Genomic DNA, 21,918 nt, shown 5'->3' on the forward strand with positions numbered 1-21,918 from the left:
GTTATCCGTTGTTCAGGGCTGCTTCGACGGCTTTGCGGTCGAAGCCCTTCAAGCCGATGATCACAAGGCGCCCATCCCTGGGTTCTCCGGCCTTCCAGGGGCGATCGAAATTGTGGGTGACGCGTCGTCCAACGCCTTGGACGACGAGACGCATCGGTTTTCCGTCAACGGGCGCAAAACCCTTGATCCGTAGGACGCCGTCCGCTTCACCTGCGAGCGCCACCCGACGCACAAGCTCCTCCGGAATGCTGATGGAGGAAATCGGGATGGCGATGCTCTCGAAATCGTCGTGGTCGTGATCGTCCGCCGTCTCATGGTGAGAGGGGCGGGATGCCAGATCGCTTTCTGCGGCTGCTTCGACGCCCAGGATGATAGCCGGATCGACCTTGCCGTGATCCGTCTCGATGATTTTGACGGCTCGAGGCAGGTGACTGCCGATTTCGGCATGAACGCGTGTCCTATCCTGTGCGTTCATAGCGTCGATCTTGTTCACGAGGATGAGGTCGGCGCACAGGAGTTGATCCTCGAAGACCTCTTCGAGCGGATTGTCGTGATCTACGGCCGCGTCGGCGGCACGCTGATTGGCGAGTTCTTCCGGATCGTCGGCGAAGACACCAGCGGCTACCGCAGGTCCATCGACCACGGTGATGACGCCGTCCACCGTTACGCGGGATCGGATGGCCGGCCAGTTGAACGCATTGACGAGTGGCTTCGGCAGGGCGAGACCCGAGGTCTCGATCAGGATATGTTCTGGCGGATTGGGCCGGTCGAGCAGCTTGTTCAAAGCGGGAACGAAATCATCCGCCACGGTGCAGCAAAGGCATCCGTTCGGCAGTTCGACGATGTCCTCCTGAGTACACCCTTCGATGCCGCATCCTTCGATGAAGGACCCGTCGAAACCTAGATCGCCGAACTCGTTCACGAGGACAGCAAGACGGCGCCCGCCGGCGTTCTCGAGAAGGTGGCGCACCAGGGTGGTCTTCCCCGATCCGAGGAAGCCGGTGATCACCGTGCAAGGAATCTTCGATGTGTCGCTCATGAGATGCAGACCTTGTGTTGAGCCTTGAGTTTTTCAGGTGAGGGGAGGAATGCGTGCGACGACGCCCTTGCGGAAGGCCTCCGGCCGCTCGCGCCAGGGCACGAGCCCATCCGGTGTTGCTGCGTAACGCCGCAATCCTTCAAGGATCGTCTCGACCGATGTCTGAGGATCGAGGTCGCCGTAGATATAGGTCCAACGTTTGGGTGAGGAGATGGCGACCGTGCAGGGCCGCTTGCAGACCGAAAGGCACTCGACGGCCTCAAGGCGGATCGGTGGCGCGTCGTGCCGTGAGAGGGCCTCCAAAAGAGCCCGGTGAAGGCGCGCACCGGGTCTAAGCTCCCTTTCTTCGGGGCCTCCTGCCTGGCGGCAGGTGACACAGACATGCAGGCAGATCTCCTGAGACAGCGCGCTCATGATGTGCGACCACGGAGCGGAGAGACGCCGAAGACAGGTAAGTCGCGAGAGACAGGCGAGTAAGCCTTGGGACGCATCATCTTTCCCTCAAGCGTTGAGAGCAGATCGAGCTTCCACGGACCAAGCCGGACAACACGTCGTCGTCCAGTTTATAGTCGCTGCCGGAACACCCCGTCCAACAGACACGACAGAAGCGGCGATAACGGCAGGTCTCCTGGCTCGCGGGTTCAGGTGCCTTCGCCGCCGCCTTCCCGGGTTCTTCCCAGTGGCATTTGGAGCGAGGACTCAACCGCTTACAGTTGCGGGGGCAGCCGCGGTTTCTCACCGCATTCCCTTTTCACCCTGTCGCCAGGGCACCGTTAGCCCAATGATTACCCAGCCTAACGGGATCTTTCAACCCCGGAGCGCAAGAGCATCTGTGCTAGCGCGATCTTGAAAATCACCTCGCATGCTGTTCAAGGTGCTGTGCATTCCAGAGTGAGCGGGGCGTGATGATTCACGATGACGAAGAGGCGCGCCACCGCGCCAAAATGGCGAAGCGCAAGGCCGCCCAGGACAAGGAGGTCGCTTCGAAAACCATCGAAAAGGGCCTGCTCGTGGTCCACACGGGACCGGGCAAAGGCAAGTCGACCGCTGCCTTTGGCCTGATGTTGCGCGCGCTAGGCCGAGGCTTCCGGATTGGCGTCGTCCAGTTCATCAAGGGTTCCTGGGAAACCGGAGAGCGTCTTGCGGTGGAGCGCTTCGCCGATCTGATCGACTGGCATTCGATGGGCGAGGGGTTCACCTGGGAAACCCAGGACAGAGCAAGGGACGTTGCTGCGGCGGGGCGTGCCTGGGAGAAGGCCAAGGAGATGATGGCGCGCGACGACATCCGTCTCCTCGTCCTCGACGAGCTCAATATCGCATTGCGCTACGAGTACCTTCCGCTCGCCGATGTCGTAGCCACTCTCCAAAAGAGAAGATCGAATCTTCATGTCGTGGTCACCGGGCGCAACGCCAAGTCGGAGCTGATCGAGGCTGCCGATCTCGTGACCGAGATGAATCTGGTCAAGCACCATTTTGCGGCAGGCGTCAAAGCCCAGGAAGGCATCGAATTTTGACGCACGCCCTTATGATTCAGGGGACCGGCTCGAATGTCGGCAAGTCTCTCCTCGTGGCGGGGCTTTGCCGTCTGTTCGCACGCCGGGGCATTCGGGTTCGTCCGTTCAAGCCACAGAACATGTCCAACAACGCTGCGGTCACCGAGGACGGCGGGGAGATCGGACGAGCACAGGCTCTCCAGGCCCGAGCGGCAGGTGTGCCGTTGAGCGTCCACATGAACCCGGTTCTGCTCAAACCTCAAAGCGACATCGGCTCTCAGGTGATCGTCCAAGGCCGTATGGCAGGCACGGCGAAGGCGCGGGAATATCAATCCTGGAAGCCGCGCCTCATGGAAGCTGTGCTCGACAGCTTCGGGCGTCTCTCGAAGGAAGCCGATCTCGTTCTCGTCGAGGGCGCAGGTTCCGCCTCCGAAGTAAACCTTCGGGCCGGAGACATCGCCAATATGGGCTTTGCCCGCGCTGCCGGGGTGCCGGTGGTGCTGGTGGGGGACATCGACCGCGGCGGCGTGATCGCCAGCCTCGTGGGGACCAGGGCGGTGCTGGACGAGGCTGACAATGCCATGATCCGTGGCTTCATCGTAAACCGTTTCCGTGGCGATCCTGTTCTGTTCGACGACGGGATGCGTTTCATTTCGGAGCGCACGGGGTGGCCAGCCCTCGGGCTCGTGCCGCACTTTCAGGATGCGGCGCGGCTCCCGGCAGAGGACGGGTTAGGTCTCAGGCGAAAGCTCAATCATAAGGGCGGTATGCTGGTCGCGGTTCCGGTCACGCCACGCATCGCGAATTTCGACGATCTCGATCCCCTGCGCGAGGAGCCCGACGTCGAAGTCGCGTTGATTGAGCCAGGAGATCCGATTCCGGCGGAGGCTTCACTCGTCCTTCTGCCCGGCTCCAAGACGACGATCGACGACCTGCTTTTCATCCGCGAGCAAGGATGGGACATCGACATTAAGGCTCATCGGCGGCGGGGAGGGCGCGTTCTAGGCCTGTGCGGGGGCTATCAGATGCTGGGACAGAGGATCGACGATCCGCACGGCATTGAAGGGGAGGCAGGCCGTTCGATCGATGGACTGGGCCTGCTCGATGTTACGACGATCCTGACGGAGCGAAAGCGGCTCGAGGCCGTTTCAGGTATAACCGTAACTGACGATGTTCCTTTGTCGGGCTATGAGATGCATATCGGCGAGACGTCAGGCCCGGGTGCCACAGGACGACCATTCGCGCGCCTGGAAAATGGCAGGCTCGACGGTGCAGTCTCCGCGGACGGTCAGGTAACCGGCACGTATGTCCACGGGCTCTTCGCGAATGATCGGCAACGGAGGCGATGGCTCGCCCTCCTGGGGGCTCAGGCGAGCGGCGTCTCCTACGATGCTCTTGTCGACGACATTCTCAACCGTCTGGCGGATCATCTCGAAACCCACATCGATTCCGAGCGGCTCTGGACTATGAGCGCGCGATGACCCAGACCAAGAGAGCAAGCCCCGCCGCCAATGCGAGCAGCAGCCCGCAAGCGGTGCGGTAAACGGCAAGCGCTCGATCGATGTCCGCCGCCGTTGCCTCGGCGCGCCCGTCGCCCATCCAATGATCCTCGACGCGGACATCGCCGTAGATGCGGGGCCCCGCCAGTCTGAGGCCGAGTGCTCCGGCCATCGCGGCTTCCGGCCAGCCGGCATTCGGCGAACGGTGCCGGGACGCATCGCGCCGGACGGCTCGGAGGGCGCCTCTCGCCGAAGTGCCTCGGCTCAGGGCCGCTGCGATGATGATGAGCAGGGCTGTCAGGCGCGAGGCAGGCAGGTTCACAAGATCGTCTAACCGGGCCGAGGCCCAGCCGAAGGCCTCGTGCCGGGGCGTGCGATGCCCGATCATGCTGTCGGCGGTGTTGACCGCCTTGTAGAGAACGCCTCCTGTCAGCCCACCTGCGCCGAGCCAGAAGGCGGGTGCCACAATCCCATCGGAAAAATTCTCTGCCAAGCTCTCGATAGCAGCGCGAGATATGCCTGCTTCACTCAGCGTTTCGGGGTTGCGTCCCACGATAAGAGAAACGGCCGCACGTCCTCCGGCGATGCCATCCGTGCGCAATCCCTTTGCGACTGCGGCCACATGGTCATGGAGGCTCCTTTGAGCCAAGAGGCTGCTTGCCAGAACTGCCGAAACGGCAATGCCAATAAATCCAAGCCCGTGGAGAAATAAGGACAACACTCCGCCCGCAAAGCCTGTGACGGCCAAGAGCAGCAGAAGAGCGGCTACTCCGGCTAAACGGTTCCATTCGGCTGGTCGCGTTTGGCTGTTTAAGTTGTTATCGAGAAACGTAATCAGCCGACCGATCCACGTGACGGGATGTCCAATCCGCGTATAAAGGCGGTCGGAGTAACCCAGGACGGCTTCCGTCATGAGAGCGAGAACCAGGATCGGCAGAAAGTCGGACCAGGGCATGGATGGATCGAATGAGCGAGACGCAGATCTGGCATGGCGGCGATCTTGATGAGGCTCGGAAGCTGTTTCCGCGAGCGCCCGAGCCATGGATCGATCTGTCGACCGGGATCAATCCCATACCCTATCCGATGCCTGCTCTGCTACCCTCCCTGTTCGAGCGGCTGCCTTCGCCCGAAGAACATCGGGATTTAGAGAAAGCCGCGGCTGAAGCCTATGGCGCACGGGATCCGGCAATGGTCGTGGCAGCACCCGGAACGCAGATCCTGATCGGCCTCTTGCCTCTGCTGCGGCCCCATTCTCATGTCGCCATCATCAGTCCGACGTATGCGGAACATGCGCTGACTTGGCGTCAGTCAGGGCATGAGGTCGTGGAAGTTGTTTCCGAGCAAATTCCTGACTCTGACGTCATGGTTATCGTCAATCCCAACAATCCCGATGGCCGAATTCACTCGCGGCAAATGCTGGTCGAACTCGCTGCACGGCAGCATCGACGTGGGGGATGGCTCGTCGTGGATGAAGCCTTCGCCGATTTCGACTCCGGAGAAACGATCGTGCCATGTGTGCCGAAAGGCGCGATCGTCCTGCGCTCGTTCGGAAAGACCTACGGGCTTGCTGGAATAAGACTAGGATTTGCCATCGCCGAGCCGGATATCTCCAATCTCTTACGGAAGGCTCTAGGCCCGTGGGCGGTCGCCGGTCCAGCCATTGCGGTGGGACGAAACGCGTTACGCGATAAATCTTGGCGCGATGCCGCCGGGAGGGCCAGGGCCGCGGATGCAAGCCGTCTCGGCGAACTTCTGCGACAGGCCATCGGAGCCGATACCGTCGGTACGAGCCTCTATCGTCTGGCAGAGAGCCCGGCAGCGGGGAGCCTGTTCAGCCATCTTGGGAGGTTCGGAATCTGGACTCGGCGCTTCCGCGAGAACCCGAACCGCCTGCGGCTTGGACTACCGGGATCCGATCAGGCTTGGGCGCGGCTTGAACGAGCGATCGCGGAGTTTTCTTGTCAGGACCGCAAGCCTTTGCATGGAGCAGGTTCTCGATGAAAAAGATCTATGTGATCGGGCTCGGTTCGGGAAATCCCGACCATATGACCATTCAAGCGATCAAGGCTCTCAACAAGGTCGATGTCATCTTCCTCGTCGACAAGGGCGCTGCTGCCGGTGAGCTGATCGATGTCCGTGAGGAGATCTGCCGACGTTTCATTGAGAAACCCGGCTATCGTGTAGTCCGGGCCCAAAATCCGACCCGAGATGCGCGATCGGAGGACTACAAACGAGGTGTCGATGACTGGCATCGGGCAAGAGCGGACGTTTTCGCGAGCCTTATTCGCGACGAGCTCAAGTCCAGCGAATGCGGTGCGTTTCTCGTATGGGGAGACCCAGCCCTCTATGACAGCACGATCCGGATCCTGCGACACGTCCAGGACCGCAAGGCCGTGACTTTCGATTATGAAGTCATTCCCGGAATCAGCAGTGTTCAGGCATTGGCGGCAGCCCATAAAATTCCTCTGAACGATATCGGAGAGGCTGTTCATATCACCACGGGCCGAAAGCTTGCCCGAGGCGATGCCGTGAACGCGGAAAGCGTCGTGGTTATGCTCGACGGCGAGAACAGCTTTCGATCCGCCGCAGCCAAAGATCTCGAGATCTACTGGGGAGCTTATCTCGGCATGCCGGACGAGACGATCATCTCCGGCCCCGTCGAGGAGGTTGCAGACCGGATCGAAGCAGTCCGCCAAACACTTCGCGAGAAGAAGGGCTGGATCATGGACATATACCTCTTGAAGCAGGCTGACGCATGACACGGTCAGGGCTGAATCTCTCAAGTCAAAATGGCGCTTGATGATTTGACATGGCGGCATGACATCGATGCCCTGGTGTTCACGCCGAGGGGGCATAAGGCTGGCTGTTTCATCCACCGCCTTGCATTCCGTTCTTTGAGCGGGGAGGGATCCCGGGAAAGCTGCGAAGTTTACTTCCGGGCGAACAAGGACGCCTTCGAACGGGCGGCCCGAGCCAAGATTCAAAAGGCTGGCGTCTCGGTTGAGCAGAACTTCCATCTCACAAGCCGGGATGTCCGGCGGGCTCTTGCGGAAACTGCCGACGGTTAGCGGGGACTCCGTTTCTTTGCCTTTGCCGTTTGATGAAATAGGGTTATAGTCAAGCTGCCGGTCCCCTTCGGGGGAATTTATGGGAATGCGGTGCGGGCGCTTTTAGCCCTATGCCGCGGCTGCCCCCGCAACTGTAGGCGGAGAGCGTTCCTCGCCGCGCCACTGGGAAATTCCCGGGAAGGCAAGAGGAAACGCGCTGATCCGTGAGCCAGGAGACCTGCCGGCACCGAAAACCTTCTCAAAGTCCTCGGGTGGAGGACAAAGGACAGCACATGAACGTTCAGCAGACTTCGCTCCCGATCCAGTCATCGGCTACATCGACTCCCCGCTTGGCCCAGATCGGCCTCGCAATCTTCCTTGGTCTCTTCGTTGTCGGAGTCTCCGGCTTCTCGCACATCGAAGCCATCCACAATGCAGCGCATGACGTGCGCCACTCGCTCGCCTTCCCCTGCCACTGAGGGTTCGAACGATGGCACTCTTTCGCAATATCGTCTTCATTGCTGCACTCGCGGGTCTTATTGCAGGTCTCACAATGACTGCCATGCAGTATGCCGGGACCGTTCCCCTGATCTTGAAGGCAGAGACCTTCGAAGGCGCTGCCGAGCCGGCTCATGAGCATGCGGCAACGCCAAACACTGCGGCTGCACCTCACGCGCACGACCACGACAAGGAAGAGGGGTGGGCACCAGCGGATGGCTTTGAGCGCTCCGCCTACACGGCTCTCGCCAATGTGGTGACCGCTATCGGTTTCGCGCTGCTGCTCGTCGCTGCATCGGAGTTGAGGGGCGGAATGAGCGGCTGGCGCCAGGGTATTTTCTGGGGGTTGGCGGGCTTTGTCGTGTTTACGCTTGCACCCGGCCTCGGTCTTCCGTCGGAATTGCCCGCTATGCCCGCCGCCGAGCTGGGTCAACGTCAGATCTGGTGGGTCGGTACAGCTTTGGCGACGGGCATCGGGCTTGCGCTGCTTGTCTTCAAGCAATCCTTGCCTCTTGCCGTTCTGGCGCTCGCTCTCATCGTCGCACCGCACCTTGTGGGCGCGCCTCAACCGGAGAGTTTCGAGTCTCCGATTCCTGAAGCATTGGCGCATAATTTCGTCGTCATGGCCTCAGTAACCAGCCTTGTCTTCTGGGTCGTTCTTGGCGGGGTCGCCGGCTTCGTCCGTTCGCGAGCGCAGCAAATGGCATAAAGAGAGACGGGCTCATCCAAAGGACTCCCGTATTTCTCTAGACAGACAAGCTTCTATTTATAAGCGCAGCGCCCCTTGAGGGCGCTGTCGCCGTTTCAGGGGCCGATCGGCTTGTCGGAAATCTGTAGATTACCTTGTCTTGAAGTTACTGCGTCGGCCTCGCGCCGGTTACAACCGCTTCGCTCCAAGACGCATCGGGAACCTGCACAAGGATTGCCAGCGCCTCCCGCTTCACGCGGGCTTTCAAGTCCTTCGGCATCACCGCCTCGAGACAGGCGAGGGCGATGGCAGTACGAGGCCTCACTTTCGGCTTCTCGATGACGGGATGATCGTCCTGTCTCTGGGAGGAGCGTTCATTGTTCGGCCTCATGACACGCCTCCCTCGGTACGGCTGGGCAGGGCGAGGCGATAAAAGCGGGAATAGGTGCGGGCCCAACCCCGGGCCGCGTCGATGGCGAAAAGACCGGAGGTGATGATGGGCTGCGTTCCCAGTCGTAGATGGTCAACCCCGAAGCCTTCCAAGACCTGCCAAGGGCCGAAAGGCTGCTGAAACAGAAGGGAGACCGACATTGGATAAACTCGTCGTAGACCTCCCAGCTTGCTCGGATCGGATACGCCTTCGGAAGGTCTGAGAGCGTATCGAACGACTAAGGGCGAGGCCCTGCCGTGCGCAAAGGCCGGAACATAGAGGGGACATTGTCAATCGAGGTTGGTATCTTAAGGCGCCGACGGAACGCGAAAAATATCAGACTCGGAATAGGTGGGACGGTAGAGCGACAAGGCAGCCCTCCACCCATATAAAATTCGCATAAGATATATTATGGAACCAAAATATATAAGAAATTCCAAAGCTTTAAGAGAATTCACCCTTATTGAGTTACCAGCTTCGCCTTGTGCGCTCGTAGCTCGATGCCGACCGTCAACGTGCTTCAACAACCATTCCGTCGAACGCGGGCTCAACGTTCGACGGCAGTTGGCGGCGCAGGGTCTCGTAGTCCAGATCCGAGTGAAGGTTCGTCAGGACGGCACGCTGCGGCTTGACCCGCTCGATGAACGCCAGAGCATCGGCGACCGAAAAATGGGTCGGGTGCGGCGTGAAGCGCAAGGCATCGATAATGAGGACCTCGAGGCCTTCGAGATATGGGATGCAATCCTCCGGAACGAAGCTCACGTCCGGCACATAGCCGATCTTGCCAAAGCGGAAGCCAAGGGCGTCGATGTCGCCGTGTACGACCTGGAACGGCAAGGCCTCAAGAGGCTCTCCCGCCCCCTGAATGCGGATCGGCTCGCCGGGCTTCAGAAGATGGGCTTCCAGGATGGGCGGATATGAGCTTCCGGGCGGCGCATCGAAGCAATAGCCAAAACGCGCGAAAAGCAGGTCGCTCGTCACGCGGTCCGCGTAGACCGGAATGCGTTGTCTCATGGCAATGACGAGCGGCCGAAGATCGTCGATGCCGTGTGTATGGTCGGCGTGCTGGTGTGTGAACAGGACGCTGTCGAGCTGCGTAACGCCAGCATCCAGCAACTGCTCACGCAGGTCGGGCGACGTGTCGACAAGGACGCTCGTTGCGCCCGATCCGTTTGTTTGCTCGACCAAAACAGAGCAGCGCCTGCGCCGATTGCGAGGGTTGGCCGGATCGCACGCGCCCCATCCGGAAGCGACGCGTGGCACGCCCCCGGATGATCCGCACCCCAGGATTCTGACGCGCAGCAGGCTCATGATGCTGCGACCCTATCGGCCAAAGCTGCCTTGGAGAATAGATTGTAGAAATTTTTCGTCGTAAGCGCGGCCGTCCCTTGATCTGTCTTTCCAATAACTTGCGCCAATGTCTTCGCAGTGTAGCTTACGAAGGCCGGCTCGTTGGTTTTGCCACGAAACGGCTCAGGGGCGAGATAAGGCGCGTCCGTTTCAACGAGCAACCTGTCATGCGGGACGGAGGCGGCGATCTGGCGAATGTCCTCGGACTTCTTGAACGTCAGGATGCCCGAGAAAGAAATGGAGAGGCCTAGTTCGACTCCAACATCGGCAAGCTTCTGGCCCGAAGAGAAGCAGTGCAGAACCGCTTTGAAGGTCCCCTTCCCCATCTCCTCCCGCAAGATGGCTATCATGTCGTCATCGGCGTTGCGCGCATGGATGACGAGAGGCAGCCCGGTTTCGCGAGCAGCGGTGATGTGAACCCGAAATACGCGCTGCTGAACGTCGCGGGGGCTGGTGTCGTAGTGATAGTCGAGGCCCGCTTCGCCAATTCCAATGCAGCGCGGATGCTGGGCCAGCTCGACAAGGCGTTCTACAGGGATATCGGGTTCCTCGGCCGCATTGTGCGGGTGCGTCCCCACCGTGAAGAAAACGTTGTCGTGATCCTCCGCAATCCGGCGATAGGTGTCGTAGCGCGCAACATGTGTCGAAATCGTTACCATGCGCCCGACGCCCGCTTTTTCGGCGGCAGCGAGCACGTCCGGCAACCGGGTCTGGAAATCGGGAAAATCGAGATGGCAATGACTGTCGACGAGCATGGCTTAACGCGCCCTCCTCCCGACGCTTTAACGCTTTGCGAGCGTAGCCCGACGGGACTTTACGGATAATGCCGGCGTGCCTCCGCTTGCGCCTTGGAAGCGCATACGGAGGCCGTTGGTTACGATGCTTCCGTTTCCGCTTCCACGTAGCGGGGGAAAATCGGAGCCGGTTGCGGAAGCGCAATTCCGGGGCTCAGGCGCGCCTGACCTCCAATAGCCGCAAGCGTGCGCTGGTCTGGAGCGATGGCCAGCAGATCGAGAAGCTTCTCGGCTGCTGTCGGAACAAACGGCTGCGCCAGAATACCGACCGCGCGCAGCACTTCCGCCGTCACGTAGAGAACGGTTGCCATCCGTGCCGGATCGGTCTTGCGCAGCGTCCAGGGTTCCTGCGAGGCGAAATAACGGTTGGCTTCGGCGACGACAGCCCAGATCTCGGAGAGCAGGACATGAAGCGCAAAGTCGTCCATCGCCGCCCTCGTCTTTCCTGGCAGAGCATCGGCGAGCCAGAGAAGATCCTTATCTGCTTGCGTGAACTCTCCCGGATTAGGGACTGATGAATCACAGTTTTTCGCGATCATCGACAGAGAACGTTGCGCCAGGTTGCCAAGGTCGTTGGCCAGATCCGCATTGATACGGTTGACGATCGCCTCGTGCGAGTAATTGCCGTCCTGTCCGAACGGCACTTCGCGCAGGAAGAAATAGCGCAACTGATCGACGCCGTAGGTCTCCGCCAGTTCGAAAGGATCGATGACGTTGCCAACCGACTTCGACATCTTCTCCCCGCGGTTGAACAGGAAGCCGTGGCCGAAAACGCGCTTGGGCAGCGGCAACTCGGCGGACATCAGGAAGGCTGGCCAGTACACCGTATGGAAGCGAACAATGTCCTTGCCGATGATGTGAACATCCGCCGGCCAGTAATGCCAACGCTTGTCATTCTCGTTCGGGAATCCGCAGCCGGTCAGATAGTTGTTAAGGGCGTCGATCCACACGTACATGACGTGCTTGGCATCGCCGGGAACGGGCAGGCCCCAATTGAAGGTCGTGCGGCTGATCGAGAGATCCTGCAGGCCGGATTTCACGAAGCTCACGATTTCATTGCGCCGTGTCTCCGGGCTGATGAAGGTCGGATTGTCCTCATAGAACTTCAGCAGTCGGTCTTCATAGGCCGAGAGCTTGAAGAAATAGCTCTCTTCCTCGATCCATTCGACCGGCGTGCCAGTCGGCGCGCGCCACGAGCCGTCGGGCTGCTTGGTCAGTTCGCTCTCGTCGTAATAGGCCTCGTCGCGGACAGAGTACCAGCCGGAATACTTGGAGAGGTAGATGTCGCCCTTCTCCTGAAGCCTGCGCCAGAGTTCCTGTGTCGACGGAAGATGGTCCGCGTCCGTGGTGCGGATAAACCTGTCATAGGAGCAGTTCAGGCGATCGGCCATGGCGCGGAACTTCGCCGCCATCTCGTCCACGAAGGTTTTCGGGGTCGTGCTGTTGCGATCCGCCGTCTGCTGGATCTTGAGACCGTGCTCATCGGTGCCGGTCATGAAGAAGACGTCGTAACCATCGATACGCTTGAAGCGCGCAATGGCATCCGACGCGACGATCTCATAGGCGTGCCCGATATGCGGTGCGCCATTGGGATAGGAAATGGCCGTCGTGATGTAATATTTCTTCTTGTCGGCCATGACGATCCTCTTGCCGATAGAACCATTCAGGCCGTTCGCCGAACCGCTTCGGCGAGATCGTCGAACAGCGCCAGGATGAAGGGGCGGCGGTCGAGGTTGTAGACATCAATCTCACGCGCCGAGCGGGCGATCTTGTCACACACCTCCACCAGCGGTGCAAGACGCGAAGCGCCTATGGCTGCCCTCTCATGGAGCCTACCGCTCGCCCAACGGTGAAGGGTTTCCAGCATAAGCGCGTAGTCTTCGTCGGCATCTTTGCGCGCGAGGCTATCCGCCAGAGCGATGTATTGCTTGGTATCGCCACGCGGCAGGGCGTCGAGCAGCGCCGTGACCCGGTCGATATGGGCCACCTTGTCCGCGTCCAGCAATTCGAGCGTGCGACGTGCGGAGCCTTCGCTGAGGGCGATGGCCCGGCTCAACACCGTGTCGGGCGTTTCGCTCCAGGGTGCGCCCAGGGAAGCGATCACCGCTCTGATATCCGTCTCGCTCAAAGGGCGAAGGAGAAGCCGGCGGCAGCGGGAGCGGATCGTTGGCAGCAGTCGCTGCGGCGCGTGGCTGACGATCAGGAAGATCGAGCGCGGAGGCGGCTCCTCGATGACCTTCAGAAGCGCGTTCGCGCTGGCGATGGTGAGATCGTCGGCGCTGTCGACAATGCAGACCCTGTAGCCTCCATTCGCTGCCGTTGACGAAAACATGCCGAGCGCCTTGCGGACAGCCTCGACCGGAATGGTCGACGAAGCCGCCTTCTTGTCGGTGCCCGGCGCCCGCCGCAGGACCGCAAGATTGGGGTGAGACAAGGCCGCGACTTGATGGGCGGTGCGAGAGCTTTCAGGTACATCAAGACTTGTGAGATCGGTCGAGCCGGGAGCGAGATCGAGGATGGCGCGGGCGACCCGGTAAGCCAAAGTCGCCTTGCCGATCCCTTGCGTTCCGCCGATCAGCCAGGCGTGATGGAGACGTCCGCTTCGCAAGCCTTCGAGGAAAGCGCCCTCTCCTTCGGCGTGCCCATAGAAGGCAAGCTGCTCGCGCGGATGCAGGGCCCCTTCGAGCTTGTCCGTCTCGATGCTGTCGTCGCTGTCACGCGCCATGTGGCTGGGCATCCTTAGCATTGACGGCCAAGAGAGGGAGACGGGTTTGGACCGCGTGCCAGATTGAGGCTTCGACATCGTCCGGAGAGCGGTTGGCGTCGATCACAACGCATCTCTTCGGCTCGCTCGCGGCAATATCGAGATAAGCCTGACGAAGCTTTTCATGAAACGAAAGGCCTTCGCCTTCGAAACGGTCGACCCCCTCACCCGCTCCTTCTCGCCTGACCCCGGCTCGTTGCAGGCCGACATCGACAGGAAGGTCCAGGATGAGCGTCAGGTCCGGCTTGTTGTCGGCAACAACAACTCTTTCTACGCCTTCTATCAATCGCTTATCAACGTTTCCTGAGGCGCCTTGATAGGCTCTCGTAGAATCGGAAAAGCGATCGCAGAGCACATGGGTGCCCTTCAACAAGGCGGGCCGAATGGTCTGATCAAGGTGGTCGAGTCTCGCGGCGTAAAAGAGTAGCGCCTCGGCGAAAGCTCCGAACGGTTTGGCTTGGCCGCTCAGAAGAAATGTCCGGATCTCTTCCGCGCGCGGTGAGCCGCCGGGTTCCCTCGTCACCAGAACGGATTGTCCTTGCTGTGCGAGACGCTGGCGCAGGCGATTGATCTGGGTCGACTTGCCTGCGCCCTCCCCACCTTCAAAAGTAATAAAATAACCCGTCATCTGATCCGGCTGGAGAGGCTTGAGAGCGCATTCGAAGCGGCGCGGCGGGCCCAGCCGGTGCTGAACTCAACCAGACCGTCGAACGCGCGTTGCCTGATCGTTCCTACCCCGACATCCTCCGCCGCATAAAGCGGAATCTCGAGGGCTCTCACGTCCCCCCTGTCGATTTCGAGGCGGGCCACTTGCGTTCCCTTCGCTACTGGGGGCTTGAGCGGCCCTATATAACGGATGCGAGCGCTCAGGCGCTGCGCCTCTCCGCGGGGCATGAGAACGCGAACAGGCTTCATCGCCACCAGCGGGACCGAACTTTGGGAGCCGCCGAAGACCTTGGCGTCTCCAATTACATCCTGATCCGAGAAAATGGCCCGGGACTCGAATGAGCGAAAACCCCATTCCAGGAGCTTACGGGCCTCGCCGGAGCGTTCTTGCGCCGTTTTGAGGCCATTCACGACGACGATCAGGCGCTGGCCGCTCTGGACTGCGGAGCCAGTGAGCCCGTAGCCCGCCTCCTCGGTGTTCCCGGATTTGAGGCCATCAGCGCCGATGTCCATCGTCAGCAGCGGATTCCGGTTGCGCTGGCGGATCTTGTTCCAGGTGAATTCCTGCTCCCCGAACATCTTGTACAACTCGGGATAGGTTTCGATAACGTGCTGGGCCAGCGTCGCCAGATCCCGCGCGCTCACCTTCTGTTGCGGATCGCTGAGGCCTGTTGCATTGCGGAAAGAGGCGCTTTTCAGGCCGATCTCTTTCGCTCTTTCGTTCATCAGCTTCGCGAAGTTCTCCTCGGTTCCGGAGATACCTTCGGCGATTGCGATGGCGGCATCATTGCCCGATTGCACGATGAGGCCGCGCAAAAGATCTTCCAGCCGGACGGCACTGTTGACCTTGGCAAACATCGCAGGCCCGCCAGAGGGTCCCCCACCCTTTCGCCAGGCGTTCTCGGAGACCATGAATTCCTTGTCGAGACTCAGCCTGCCGCTCTTGATCTCGTTGAACACAATCTCTGCCGTCATGGTCTTGGCCATGCTGGCGGGAGTCAAACGTTCATCAGCATTCTTCTCGAATAGAATCGAGCGCGTGCCGGCGTCCACGAGAATGGCTTGCGGCGCTGTGGTCTGAAATGTCTGTGCAGGAACGGAGATGGGCAATACGATGGCCGCTATGGCGGTCCATATTCCCCAAAGGCCTCTTGATGCCGAGTGGAAGCGTCTGCCCGGGAGCCATTGCAGAAACGGCATTTTTCACCTCTCCAAGCGGAAAGATGAATCTGTGGCGCGAGAGCGTTTAAATCAACGCCCTCACCCCAATCTTGGCTAGGCTTATCGAACCGCGAACTTGGTCTGGTCGAGCGTCCCAAAAGTCGCTGAACGCTCGAACTTCTGCGGAGCCGATTGCGGCTCCGCATAGTAGAGACCCGCCACAATCGGGCGCGACGGCGGCAGGACATTGCTGCCCGCAGACGAGACAACCATCGGAACCGGCGTAGCTGCGCCGGGGATCGTGCCGAGATCGAAGGGCCGCTCGGGCGGAAGAGGAATCATGCCGATGGTCGTGGGCCGAAGCGGCTGAGCTTGAGGCATGACCGGAGCAGGCGTCTCAACGACGGCGACTTCCTCGCTTGCCTCATACGTCTGTGTCGCGATCGTTTCGCGCACGGGCGTGGGGCGCGGAGTAGCGGCCGCAATCATCGTCGGCGCGCCGCCGGTCAGCGAAGCCGGCTGGCCATCCGTCCGCAGGCTGGCCAGGAGCACGCGGTCGTCGCTGCCATTGACGGACGCACGACCGACGTACTCGACGCGGACGCGGGCTGTGCCAGAGCGTTTGAAACCAAGGGCATCGGCCGCCCGTTCCGAAACGTCCACGATGCGGTTGCCGTGATAGGGCCCGCGATCGTTCACGCGCACGATCATGGAATGGCCGTTCGAAACGTTCGTGATGCGAGCATAGCTCGGGAGCGGCATGGTCGGATGGGCCGCCGCAATGGAGGCGCGGTCGAAGACCTCGCCGTTGGCGGTCAGGCGGCCGTGGAAATTGACGCCGTACCAGGAAGCCAACCCTTCCCGGCTATAGCTCTGATTTTCACCGGGGACATAAGTCTTGCCGGCGACGGTATAAGGCTTGCCAACAAGCTGGCGTCCACCACCCTTGGGAACTGGCTCGCCATCGCGAACCACGCGGGGGCTGGCGGCGACGCCATACTTGGGGTCGATTCCCCCAACCTTGGAGCAATTGGCGACTGCCAGAGCGACGAAAGTGACACCAGCCAGACGAAGAAGGGTGGAGCTTGCGAAAGAAGCACCCTCCTCGCTCACGAGATGGTTTGAATCGGCGCGATCAACAATCATACCGTCCGCATTCCTTGTTCCGGCCCGATGGCCTAGCCAGGCGATGTGCGGGCAAACAGATTCCCGCACCATGCATTTGCGCGGTTAGGAAATGTTAAAAGGTCAAGCTTGTCAATGCCCAAGCCTCGATCAGGCTATTCTACGGTGAACAACAGGTTGTCGAGGTGGTCAAGCGAAGGCAGTTGCAAGTCTAGCGAAGAGAAAAAGGCCCGCTCACGAATGGTCTGAACAATCCTCTCAATTATAATAGCCTTGCCATCAAGCTGTTGCTGGGGAGTTCAATTTGCTCCAATGGCCTGACGCCGTGCTCGCTCCTCTATGCCGGCCGCGCAGAAAAATCTTGACCTTCGAACGGGTGGCATTAAGGCGTATCAAGCACAAGGCGCGTCGATGCTCCGGGGAGCCCTATCCCACGAGAGACGAGACGACCCGGAGGGGTGGCCGAGTGGTTTAAGGCAGCGGTCTTGAAAACCGCCGTGGGTGCAAGCCCACCGTGGGTTCGAATCCCACCCCCTCCGCCATTTTTCCGGTAAGCGATTGTAAAGTCGGAGCTAATTGGAGTTCGGAATTGTCCGCTTCGTGTCCTTGGTACAGAAACCTGGGGCAGAGGAGCTGGGTTTGGCGCATTACCATGTCACCCATCTGGTGCGCAGAGGGCATGTGTTTTGGTTTCGAATGGCTCTGCCCCATCGCATGGTATTGCGATTTGGTCGCCGGGAAATAAAGCTGTCTCTGAAGACAAGTGTCCCAGGCCTCGCTAGGCTGCGGGCACGGGCGCTCAGCGCCGCCTCTTTGCAGTTGATCACACTCGTCCAGAACATGCCCGAACTGTCTCCGTCCCAAGTGCAAGAGATTGCAAGGAATTATCTTCAGACCCGATTGCATAAGGCTGAAGAGGTCGTGTTGCTCGTCTCTCACGACAAAGAAATCGACCGCGAATTTGAAGCCAAGAGCGCCCTCGAGGACGCAGGCATTCTTCGCCAGGATCTGTCGGCGCGCCGTTTCAGTCCCTCGTTGAGGGGTGAAGCAATGGAGGCACTCGCTACCCAAGGCCTTCCAACTGAACTGGCCAAAGGTGAGGGTTTCGATCAGCTCTGCGCTGCAATCCTTCGGGCGCAGATCGAAAACTATCGAATTTATGCCGCGAAGCTGTTCGGTCAGTATGACCAATCGGCACCGCTAGATCCTCTTTTCGCGGGGGTGCATGCTCTCGGACCGCCCCCCATAGCTGAGGATCAGACACCTTCTCGCACTTTGAAGCTGGTGATTGAGCGATATTGCGAGATTCGGCGCAGTGATTGGGTATTGAAGACCTTCAACGAAAATCTCCGGGTGCTTCGCTTGTTCATGGCGCTTTCCGGCAAGGATCGGCCAATTGTCTCAATTCAGGATGATGATGTTCGCGATTTTCGCGACGCTCTCCTCCGCTTGCCTTCGAATTATATGAAGCGGCAAGGAGGGACTGACCTCGACATCCGTGAAGTCCTGAAGACCGCAGATGGAAAGGCCCCCTTAGCCAAAAAGACGGCGACCAAATATCGATCCAATCTGACCACTTTTTTGCGGTGGTGTGTGGATGAAGGCTATCTGACCAAGGAGCCTGGAGCCAAAATCAAGACTCCGCAGATCTCGGCTCAGGAGGCCATGCAGGCGAGAGAGTCCTTTTCGACAGAGCAACTAAGTAGCCTTTTCAGTTCGCCATTGTATCGAGGCTGCAAATCCGAGACTCGGAGAAGCGCACCGGGTCACCTGATTCTCCGCGACGGGAAATTCTGGATACCACTGGTCGCCCTTTATTCCGGGATGCGCCTTGGAGAGATCGTCCAATTGCTCGTTTCCGACATCAAAGTCGATGATGATATCGCCTATTTCGATGTCAGACCGGGGGAGGGAAAGACCGTGAAAACGGCGTCAAGCGTCAGGAAAATCCCAGTTCATTCAGAACTCCTCCGCTTGGGCCTCATGGAGCATATCCAGGAAACTCAGAAGAAAAGCCCGAAGGGACGCCTGTTCCCCGATATCAAACCTGGGTCGGACGGATATTACTCGCACAATTTCTCAAAATGGTTCGGCCGCTACACGGCTGACATCGACATCAAGTCGCAAAGGACCACGTTCCATAGCTTCCGGCACACCTTCAAGGATGCGCTTGTGAGAGCCAAAGTGCCCGGGAACATTGCGAGATCATTGATGGGGCACGCGAGTGAGAGCGTCCATGATCAATACGGATCGGCCTTCGCGGTTGACGTGTTGAACGAAGAGTTGCAACGTGTGGCCTACAAGATTGACCTATCAGGGCTCTATCCCGCGAAGAACTGACCTTCGCCCTTCCCCATGCCGGTCAAATTCAAACTCCCCTCACCTTCCTCTAACAAGAGCGCGCTCCTAGATGCGAGAGAGATCGCTTATTGGGTAAAGAGGGAAAAAGAGAAGGTAGCCGTCTTACGACCGAAGATAGATAAGGTTTCTATCACATATAGCATGTGGGACCTTACCGAATCCCATGCCGAGATGATGAAACTCCAGCAGCATGTTGAGCAGGCGCTCTGGGATGCGGCTGATCAAGACGTCTCGGCCTTCAAGCCCGCACCTTTGGGTAAGAGTCCCTCTCGATATAAAACTAATATTATCTGGCACGGGACCCCTTCTGAGGGGGGCATACTCATTCAAGCACATCCCAAATCGAAGAAAGTTAAACATTTCTTTCGGTTTGAGTTCAATCCATCCACCCTCTCTAAGGCCTCTATTGCCGGATTTTTCGAGGAGTGGGCGGAGCTATCGATCCAAGCGGGCAGCTTGGAAGACATCCTCAAGAACGGAACGATCACTCGGCTCGACATTGCTGTAGACGTCGTTGGCGTCAGCATTTTCAATCTCCTCTTCAGAGGTGGAGAAGCGCATAAGAGTTTCGCCTATTTCGCGGAGTCCGGGCCGGTCCAATCCGTTTATCTGAACTACAAGCCTAAAAAGAAACCTAGCGACACAAAGGGCTACAACAAGCGCAAAGAACTCGAAGAGACAGGGAAGCTCCCGGCTTACGGAGGTATCCCCTATTCGCGTATCGAAGTGACACGCAAAACGGCGCTTCCTATCCCGAAACTTGGCACGCTACCGAACAAGCTCATGGGTATCTCCGTGGCTTCTCCCAACTCCTACAGGCCAGAAGGTATGGAAAGCCAAACATGGACCTGGTTCCTCGACAGCGTGAGACACCGAGGAGAAAAGGCCGCTCTAGCCACGGTGATCGATGCAAGCCTTCGCTCGGAAATAGAGACCTGCTTGAATGAGGCCCATGCGGATCTCTGGAGACCTCAGGACATTTGGAAATTTTGGCCTGAGGCCCTTAAGGCGGCGCAGCTCACCCTCGACGATTGATCGAGAGAGCAACACCCCAAGCTGCCACTGCGTTGCAATTGCAAGTTAATTGCAATTGATTGCACTCAAACCCGCCTTCCCCTCAGCGCTTGATCGCCCGGATTATCCGCAAGGCTAACGTCAGTTCGGCATCCGATAGGCCCCTGACGAGGCTGTTAGCCTCCGCCTCCTGTTGAGCTCTTCGAGGGCTTTCCCCGTGAAACTCCGGCAGTCCCTCAAGGAAATAAACTGGAGCGACCTCGGTCAATGCCGCTATCCGAGCCAATGTATCGATGCCGGGAAGCGCGTGGCCGCGTTCAATGTTGGAAATCGTCTCGACGGCTCTATCAAGCAATTCCGCCAATCCAGCTTGCGTCAGGCCAGCGTCACGACGGGCAGATTTCACGCGTGCGCCAATGTGTCGTTTCAAATCCATGCCCCAATGTTTGAATTGAGGCGGCGTCAACGAACATGTTATTAAAATGCGTTTCTTTGCAAATTTATTATGATTTCTATAGCGACAATCGTTATTATGTTCGAGTCTTAAGAGCGTAGATGACCCGATGTGCCCTGCTCCAACACCGCCACAGTATTCTCCCGCAAACGACCAACCTGGCCAACTCAAGGCCCGAGTGATGAGCGCTTTCGGGCACCTTTTCATTTTCATCGTCATTGTGCCGGTGCTTATGGCCGGACTTGCGGCGTGGTCCTCCCCTATCACCAAAGTCGCGGCCTGGGGTTTTCTGACCGTGGGCTTGGTTGTGATGATCAAGCCGTCGCTTGTCCCTGGATTGAGATCGCGCTGGATGGCGGCCGGGCTCGTATGGTGCTCTCTCGCAGGCTTTGTTTACGCGATCGCCGACGACAAGAAAGCTGAGGACGCGACCAAGATTGTGGTCGAAACCACCTCCACACCTCACGAGGCTTCGAAGCAGGTGGATGTCCCTGTTTCACCAGTCTCAACTGCCGTCACTGAGGTCGTGGAATCTGAGAAACAGCCGCTGGAGCCGGTAAAGAGCGAGGCGCAGATTGCTAAGGAACGGGAGCTGGCCGCAGCACAAGAGCGCCGCAAGGAGGCCGATGACTTCATGAGGCGTTTGAGCGACGGCGTTCGATCAGCCACGTATGGTGACGCAAATTCATGGTTATTGGCATGTTATGGGGCAATGGAGGATTGTCTGGATCGGCTTGATGGTGTCGCCATGTTGATCTCAGCCCGAAAACACTACGACCTTGATCCAACCCAACGCAAAGCCTTTGACAATCTTTTGCAGCAGGTGGTGAAATTTCAACGGGCCGCGTTCTCGAAGCTGCGGGAACGCTATGTACGTGAGGCAGCCAAGGACGGATGGATCCAAGATATTGATGTCAAAGGTTCAGGCTCAGGAACAACGGTGGTTACATATATCCATGCCCGTTTCTCCTCGAACCAGTACATCGCCGAGGCTCAACGAGTCCTCGCGGCGAAACTCACGCGCTATCGCTTTCGTGAAGTCCGATACAAATGGTATGAGGGAGCGTCCCAGCTGACCTATTACAAACTGACCGCTCCCGACGATGGGGTCATTGCGCGATGGTCTCGCGGTAACGAGAGCTACGATGTCCCATGAGATATCGCGGACACGGTTTCGGACAAACGCAAGACCGCTCCCCCTATTCGCGAATTTCCTTGTGGTGCAAGAGAAAGAGGCGGTTCTTGTGTACGTAACGCGGAAAGTTCCCGGACAAAAAAGAAGGGCTTTTTGCAGCGTTGGACAGTCAGAGTTATAGCGCTACCGCCGGGCCTTCCTACCTTGGAGGCGCTCCAAGCGTCCTCACCTAAACTGTCGTCAAAAACGAAAAATCTGACGCTCCAGTGCCACGTAGGTAAACAAAAAAGGCGACGCCGGAGCGCCGCCCTTATCTGGTGCAGACTAGCTGCTTGTTAACAGCCAGACCACGATCTCTGAGCACAAACTAACAGTTGAATTTCTCAGGTCAACCGGATTT

Annotated in this window: 22 protein-coding genes, 1 tRNA gene and 2 riboswitches; of the genes, 10 read left to right on the plus strand and 13 right to left on the minus strand. The window is 58.9% G+C overall.

Features of this window, described 5'->3' with window-relative positions; genetic code table 11:
* Position 1 precedes the first annotated feature (1 nt).
* Together cobW and DQW91_RS09610 are read right to left on the minus strand one after the other, a co-directional pair.
* Positions 2 to 1,039, minus strand: a complete 1,038-nt coding sequence (gene cobW, locus DQW91_RS09605; protein WP_112663408.1) for a cobalamin biosynthesis protein CobW — start codon at positions 1,037 to 1,039, stop codon at positions 2 to 4.
* 33 nt (positions 1,040 to 1,072) lie between these two features.
* The gene (locus DQW91_RS09610) at positions 1,073 to 1,453 is read right to left on the minus strand and encodes a DUF1636 family protein (RefSeq protein ID WP_112663409.1); all 381 of its coding nucleotides are present in this window, start codon (positions 1,451 to 1,453) and stop codon (positions 1,073 to 1,075) included.
* A 187-nt stretch (positions 1,454 to 1,640) separates the two neighbouring features.
* Positions 1,641 to 1,829: riboswitch (cobalamin riboswitch) on the minus strand.
* 115 nt (positions 1,830 to 1,944) lie between these two features.
* Here DQW91_RS09610 and cobO point away from each other — a divergent pair.
* Complete coding sequence (gene cobO / locus DQW91_RS09615; protein WP_112663410.1) at positions 1,945 to 2,553, plus strand: cob(I)yrinic acid a,c-diamide adenosyltransferase; 609 nt, start codon at positions 1,945 to 1,947, stop codon at positions 2,551 to 2,553.
* Between the two features lie 11 nt (positions 2,554 to 2,564).
* Complete coding sequence (locus DQW91_RS09620; RefSeq protein WP_112663411.1) at positions 2,565 to 4,013, plus strand: cobyric acid synthase; 1,449 nt, start codon at positions 2,565 to 2,567, stop codon at positions 4,011 to 4,013.
* Here the strand turns inward: DQW91_RS09620 and cbiB are convergent.
* Entirely contained in the window at positions 3,997 to 4,986 is a 990-nt protein-coding gene (cbiB, locus tag DQW91_RS09625) for an adenosylcobinamide-phosphate synthase CbiB (protein WP_112663412.1), read from the minus strand. The two genes, DQW91_RS09620 and cbiB, sit on opposite strands and share 17 nt — an antisense overlap.
* An 11-nt stretch (positions 4,987 to 4,997) precedes the next feature.
* Here cbiB and cobD point away from each other — a divergent pair, with 11 nt between their 5' ends.
* From cobD to DQW91_RS09650, 4 genes are all read left to right on the plus strand, one after another.
* Entirely contained in the window at positions 4,998 to 6,032 is a 1,035-nt protein-coding gene (gene cobD / locus DQW91_RS09630) for a threonine-phosphate decarboxylase CobD (RefSeq protein ID WP_112663652.1), read from the plus strand.
* Positions 6,029 to 6,790 carry a precorrin-6A synthase (deacetylating) gene (cobF, locus tag DQW91_RS09635; protein ID WP_112663413.1) on the plus strand — a complete coding sequence of 254 codons (762 nt, stop codon included), beginning with the start codon at positions 6,029 to 6,031 and terminating at the stop codon, positions 6,788 to 6,790. The genes cobD and cobF overlap by 4 nt, the downstream gene beginning before the upstream one ends.
* A gap of 350 nt (positions 6,791 to 7,140) precedes the next feature.
* A riboswitch (cobalamin riboswitch) is annotated at positions 7,141 to 7,338 on the plus strand.
* 33 nt (positions 7,339 to 7,371) lie between these two features.
* Positions 7,372 to 7,557 carry a CbtB domain-containing protein gene (locus DQW91_RS09645; protein ID WP_112663415.1) on the plus strand — a complete coding sequence of 62 codons (186 nt, stop codon included), beginning with the start codon at positions 7,372 to 7,374 and terminating at the stop codon, positions 7,555 to 7,557.
* Positions 7,558 to 7,568: 11 nt separating this feature from the next.
* Positions 7,569 to 8,285 carry a CbtA family protein gene (locus DQW91_RS09650; protein WP_112663416.1) on the plus strand — a complete coding sequence of 239 codons (717 nt, stop codon included), beginning with the start codon at positions 7,569 to 7,571 and terminating at the stop codon, positions 8,283 to 8,285.
* Between the two features lie 145 nt (positions 8,286 to 8,430).
* On the opposite strand, the gene DQW91_RS09655 is transcribed toward DQW91_RS09650, so the two are convergent.
* The 9 genes from DQW91_RS09655 to DQW91_RS09695 form a co-directional block, all read right to left on the minus strand.
* A complete protein-coding gene (locus tag DQW91_RS09655) occupies positions 8,431 to 8,655 on the minus strand; it encodes a hypothetical protein (RefSeq protein ID WP_112663417.1) in 225 nt (74 codons plus the stop codon).
* A complete protein-coding gene (locus DQW91_RS16860; protein WP_198411832.1) occupies positions 8,652 to 8,855 on the minus strand; it encodes a DUF6634 family protein in 204 nt (67 codons plus the stop codon). Before DQW91_RS16860 ends, DQW91_RS09655 begins: the two co-directional genes overlap by 4 nt.
* 349 nt (positions 8,856 to 9,204) lie before the next feature.
* Positions 9,205 to 10,005, minus strand: a complete 801-nt coding sequence (locus tag DQW91_RS09665) for an MBL fold metallo-hydrolase (protein ID WP_112663418.1) — start codon at positions 10,003 to 10,005, stop codon at positions 9,205 to 9,207.
* Positions 10,002 to 10,799 (minus strand): TatD family hydrolase, encoded by a 798-nt coding sequence (locus tag DQW91_RS09670; protein WP_112663419.1) that lies wholly within the window; start codon positions 10,797 to 10,799, stop codon positions 10,002 to 10,004. Before DQW91_RS09670 ends, DQW91_RS09665 begins: the two co-directional genes overlap by 4 nt.
* A gap of 119 nt (positions 10,800 to 10,918) precedes the next feature.
* Positions 10,919 to 12,475, minus strand: a complete 1,557-nt coding sequence (metG, locus tag DQW91_RS09675) for a methionine--tRNA ligase (protein WP_112663420.1) — start codon at positions 12,473 to 12,475, stop codon at positions 10,919 to 10,921.
* A gap of 26 nt (positions 12,476 to 12,501) precedes the next feature.
* Complete coding sequence (locus DQW91_RS09680) at positions 12,502 to 13,563, minus strand: DNA polymerase III subunit delta' (RefSeq protein ID WP_112663421.1); 1,062 nt, start codon at positions 13,561 to 13,563, stop codon at positions 12,502 to 12,504.
* Entirely contained in the window at positions 13,553 to 14,230 is a 678-nt protein-coding gene (tmk, locus tag DQW91_RS09685) for a dTMP kinase (RefSeq protein ID WP_112663422.1), read from the minus strand. Before tmk ends, DQW91_RS09680 begins: the two co-directional genes overlap by 11 nt.
* On the minus strand, positions 14,227 to 15,468 hold the full coding sequence (locus DQW91_RS09690) for a D-alanyl-D-alanine carboxypeptidase family protein (RefSeq protein ID WP_112663423.1): 1,242 nt from the start codon (positions 15,466 to 15,468) through the stop codon (positions 14,227 to 14,229). Before DQW91_RS09690 ends, tmk begins: the two co-directional genes overlap by 4 nt.
* 81 nt (positions 15,469 to 15,549) lie before the next feature.
* The gene (locus DQW91_RS09695; RefSeq protein ID WP_112663424.1) at positions 15,550 to 16,575 is read right to left on the minus strand and encodes a septal ring lytic transglycosylase RlpA family protein; all 1,026 of its coding nucleotides are present in this window, start codon (positions 16,573 to 16,575) and stop codon (positions 15,550 to 15,552) included.
* A 431-nt stretch (positions 16,576 to 17,006) separates the two neighbouring features.
* Between DQW91_RS09695 and DQW91_RS09700 the strand changes: the two genes are divergently transcribed.
* From DQW91_RS09700 to DQW91_RS09710, 3 genes are all read left to right on the plus strand, one after another.
* A tRNA-Ser gene (locus tag DQW91_RS09700) sits at positions 17,007 to 17,096 on the plus strand.
* A 97-nt stretch (positions 17,097 to 17,193) separates the two neighbouring features.
* Positions 17,194 to 18,894, plus strand: coding sequence for a site-specific integrase (locus tag DQW91_RS09705; protein WP_157961391.1), 1,701 nt, complete (start codon positions 17,194 to 17,196; stop codon positions 18,892 to 18,894).
* A 15-nt stretch (positions 18,895 to 18,909) separates the two neighbouring features.
* A complete protein-coding gene (locus tag DQW91_RS09710) occupies positions 18,910 to 19,950 on the plus strand; it encodes a hypothetical protein (RefSeq protein ID WP_112663426.1) in 1,041 nt (346 codons plus the stop codon).
* 82 nt (positions 19,951 to 20,032) lie between these two features.
* Here the strand turns inward: DQW91_RS09710 and DQW91_RS16565 are convergent, their stop codons facing one another.
* Positions 20,033 to 20,365 (minus strand): helix-turn-helix domain-containing protein, encoded by a 333-nt coding sequence (locus DQW91_RS16565; RefSeq protein WP_157961392.1) that lies wholly within the window; start codon positions 20,363 to 20,365, stop codon positions 20,033 to 20,035.
* A gap of 199 nt (positions 20,366 to 20,564) precedes the next feature.
* Between DQW91_RS16565 and DQW91_RS09720 the strand changes: the two genes are divergently transcribed.
* Positions 20,565 to 21,539, plus strand: coding sequence for a hypothetical protein (locus DQW91_RS09720; protein ID WP_157961393.1), 975 nt, complete (start codon positions 20,565 to 20,567; stop codon positions 21,537 to 21,539).
* Positions 21,540 to 21,918 lie beyond the last annotated feature (379 nt).

Origin of the sequence: Microvirga flavescens (assembly GCF_003290125.1) — a bacterium.
Lineage (GTDB): Bacteria > Pseudomonadota > Alphaproteobacteria > Rhizobiales > Beijerinckiaceae > Microvirga > Microvirga flavescens.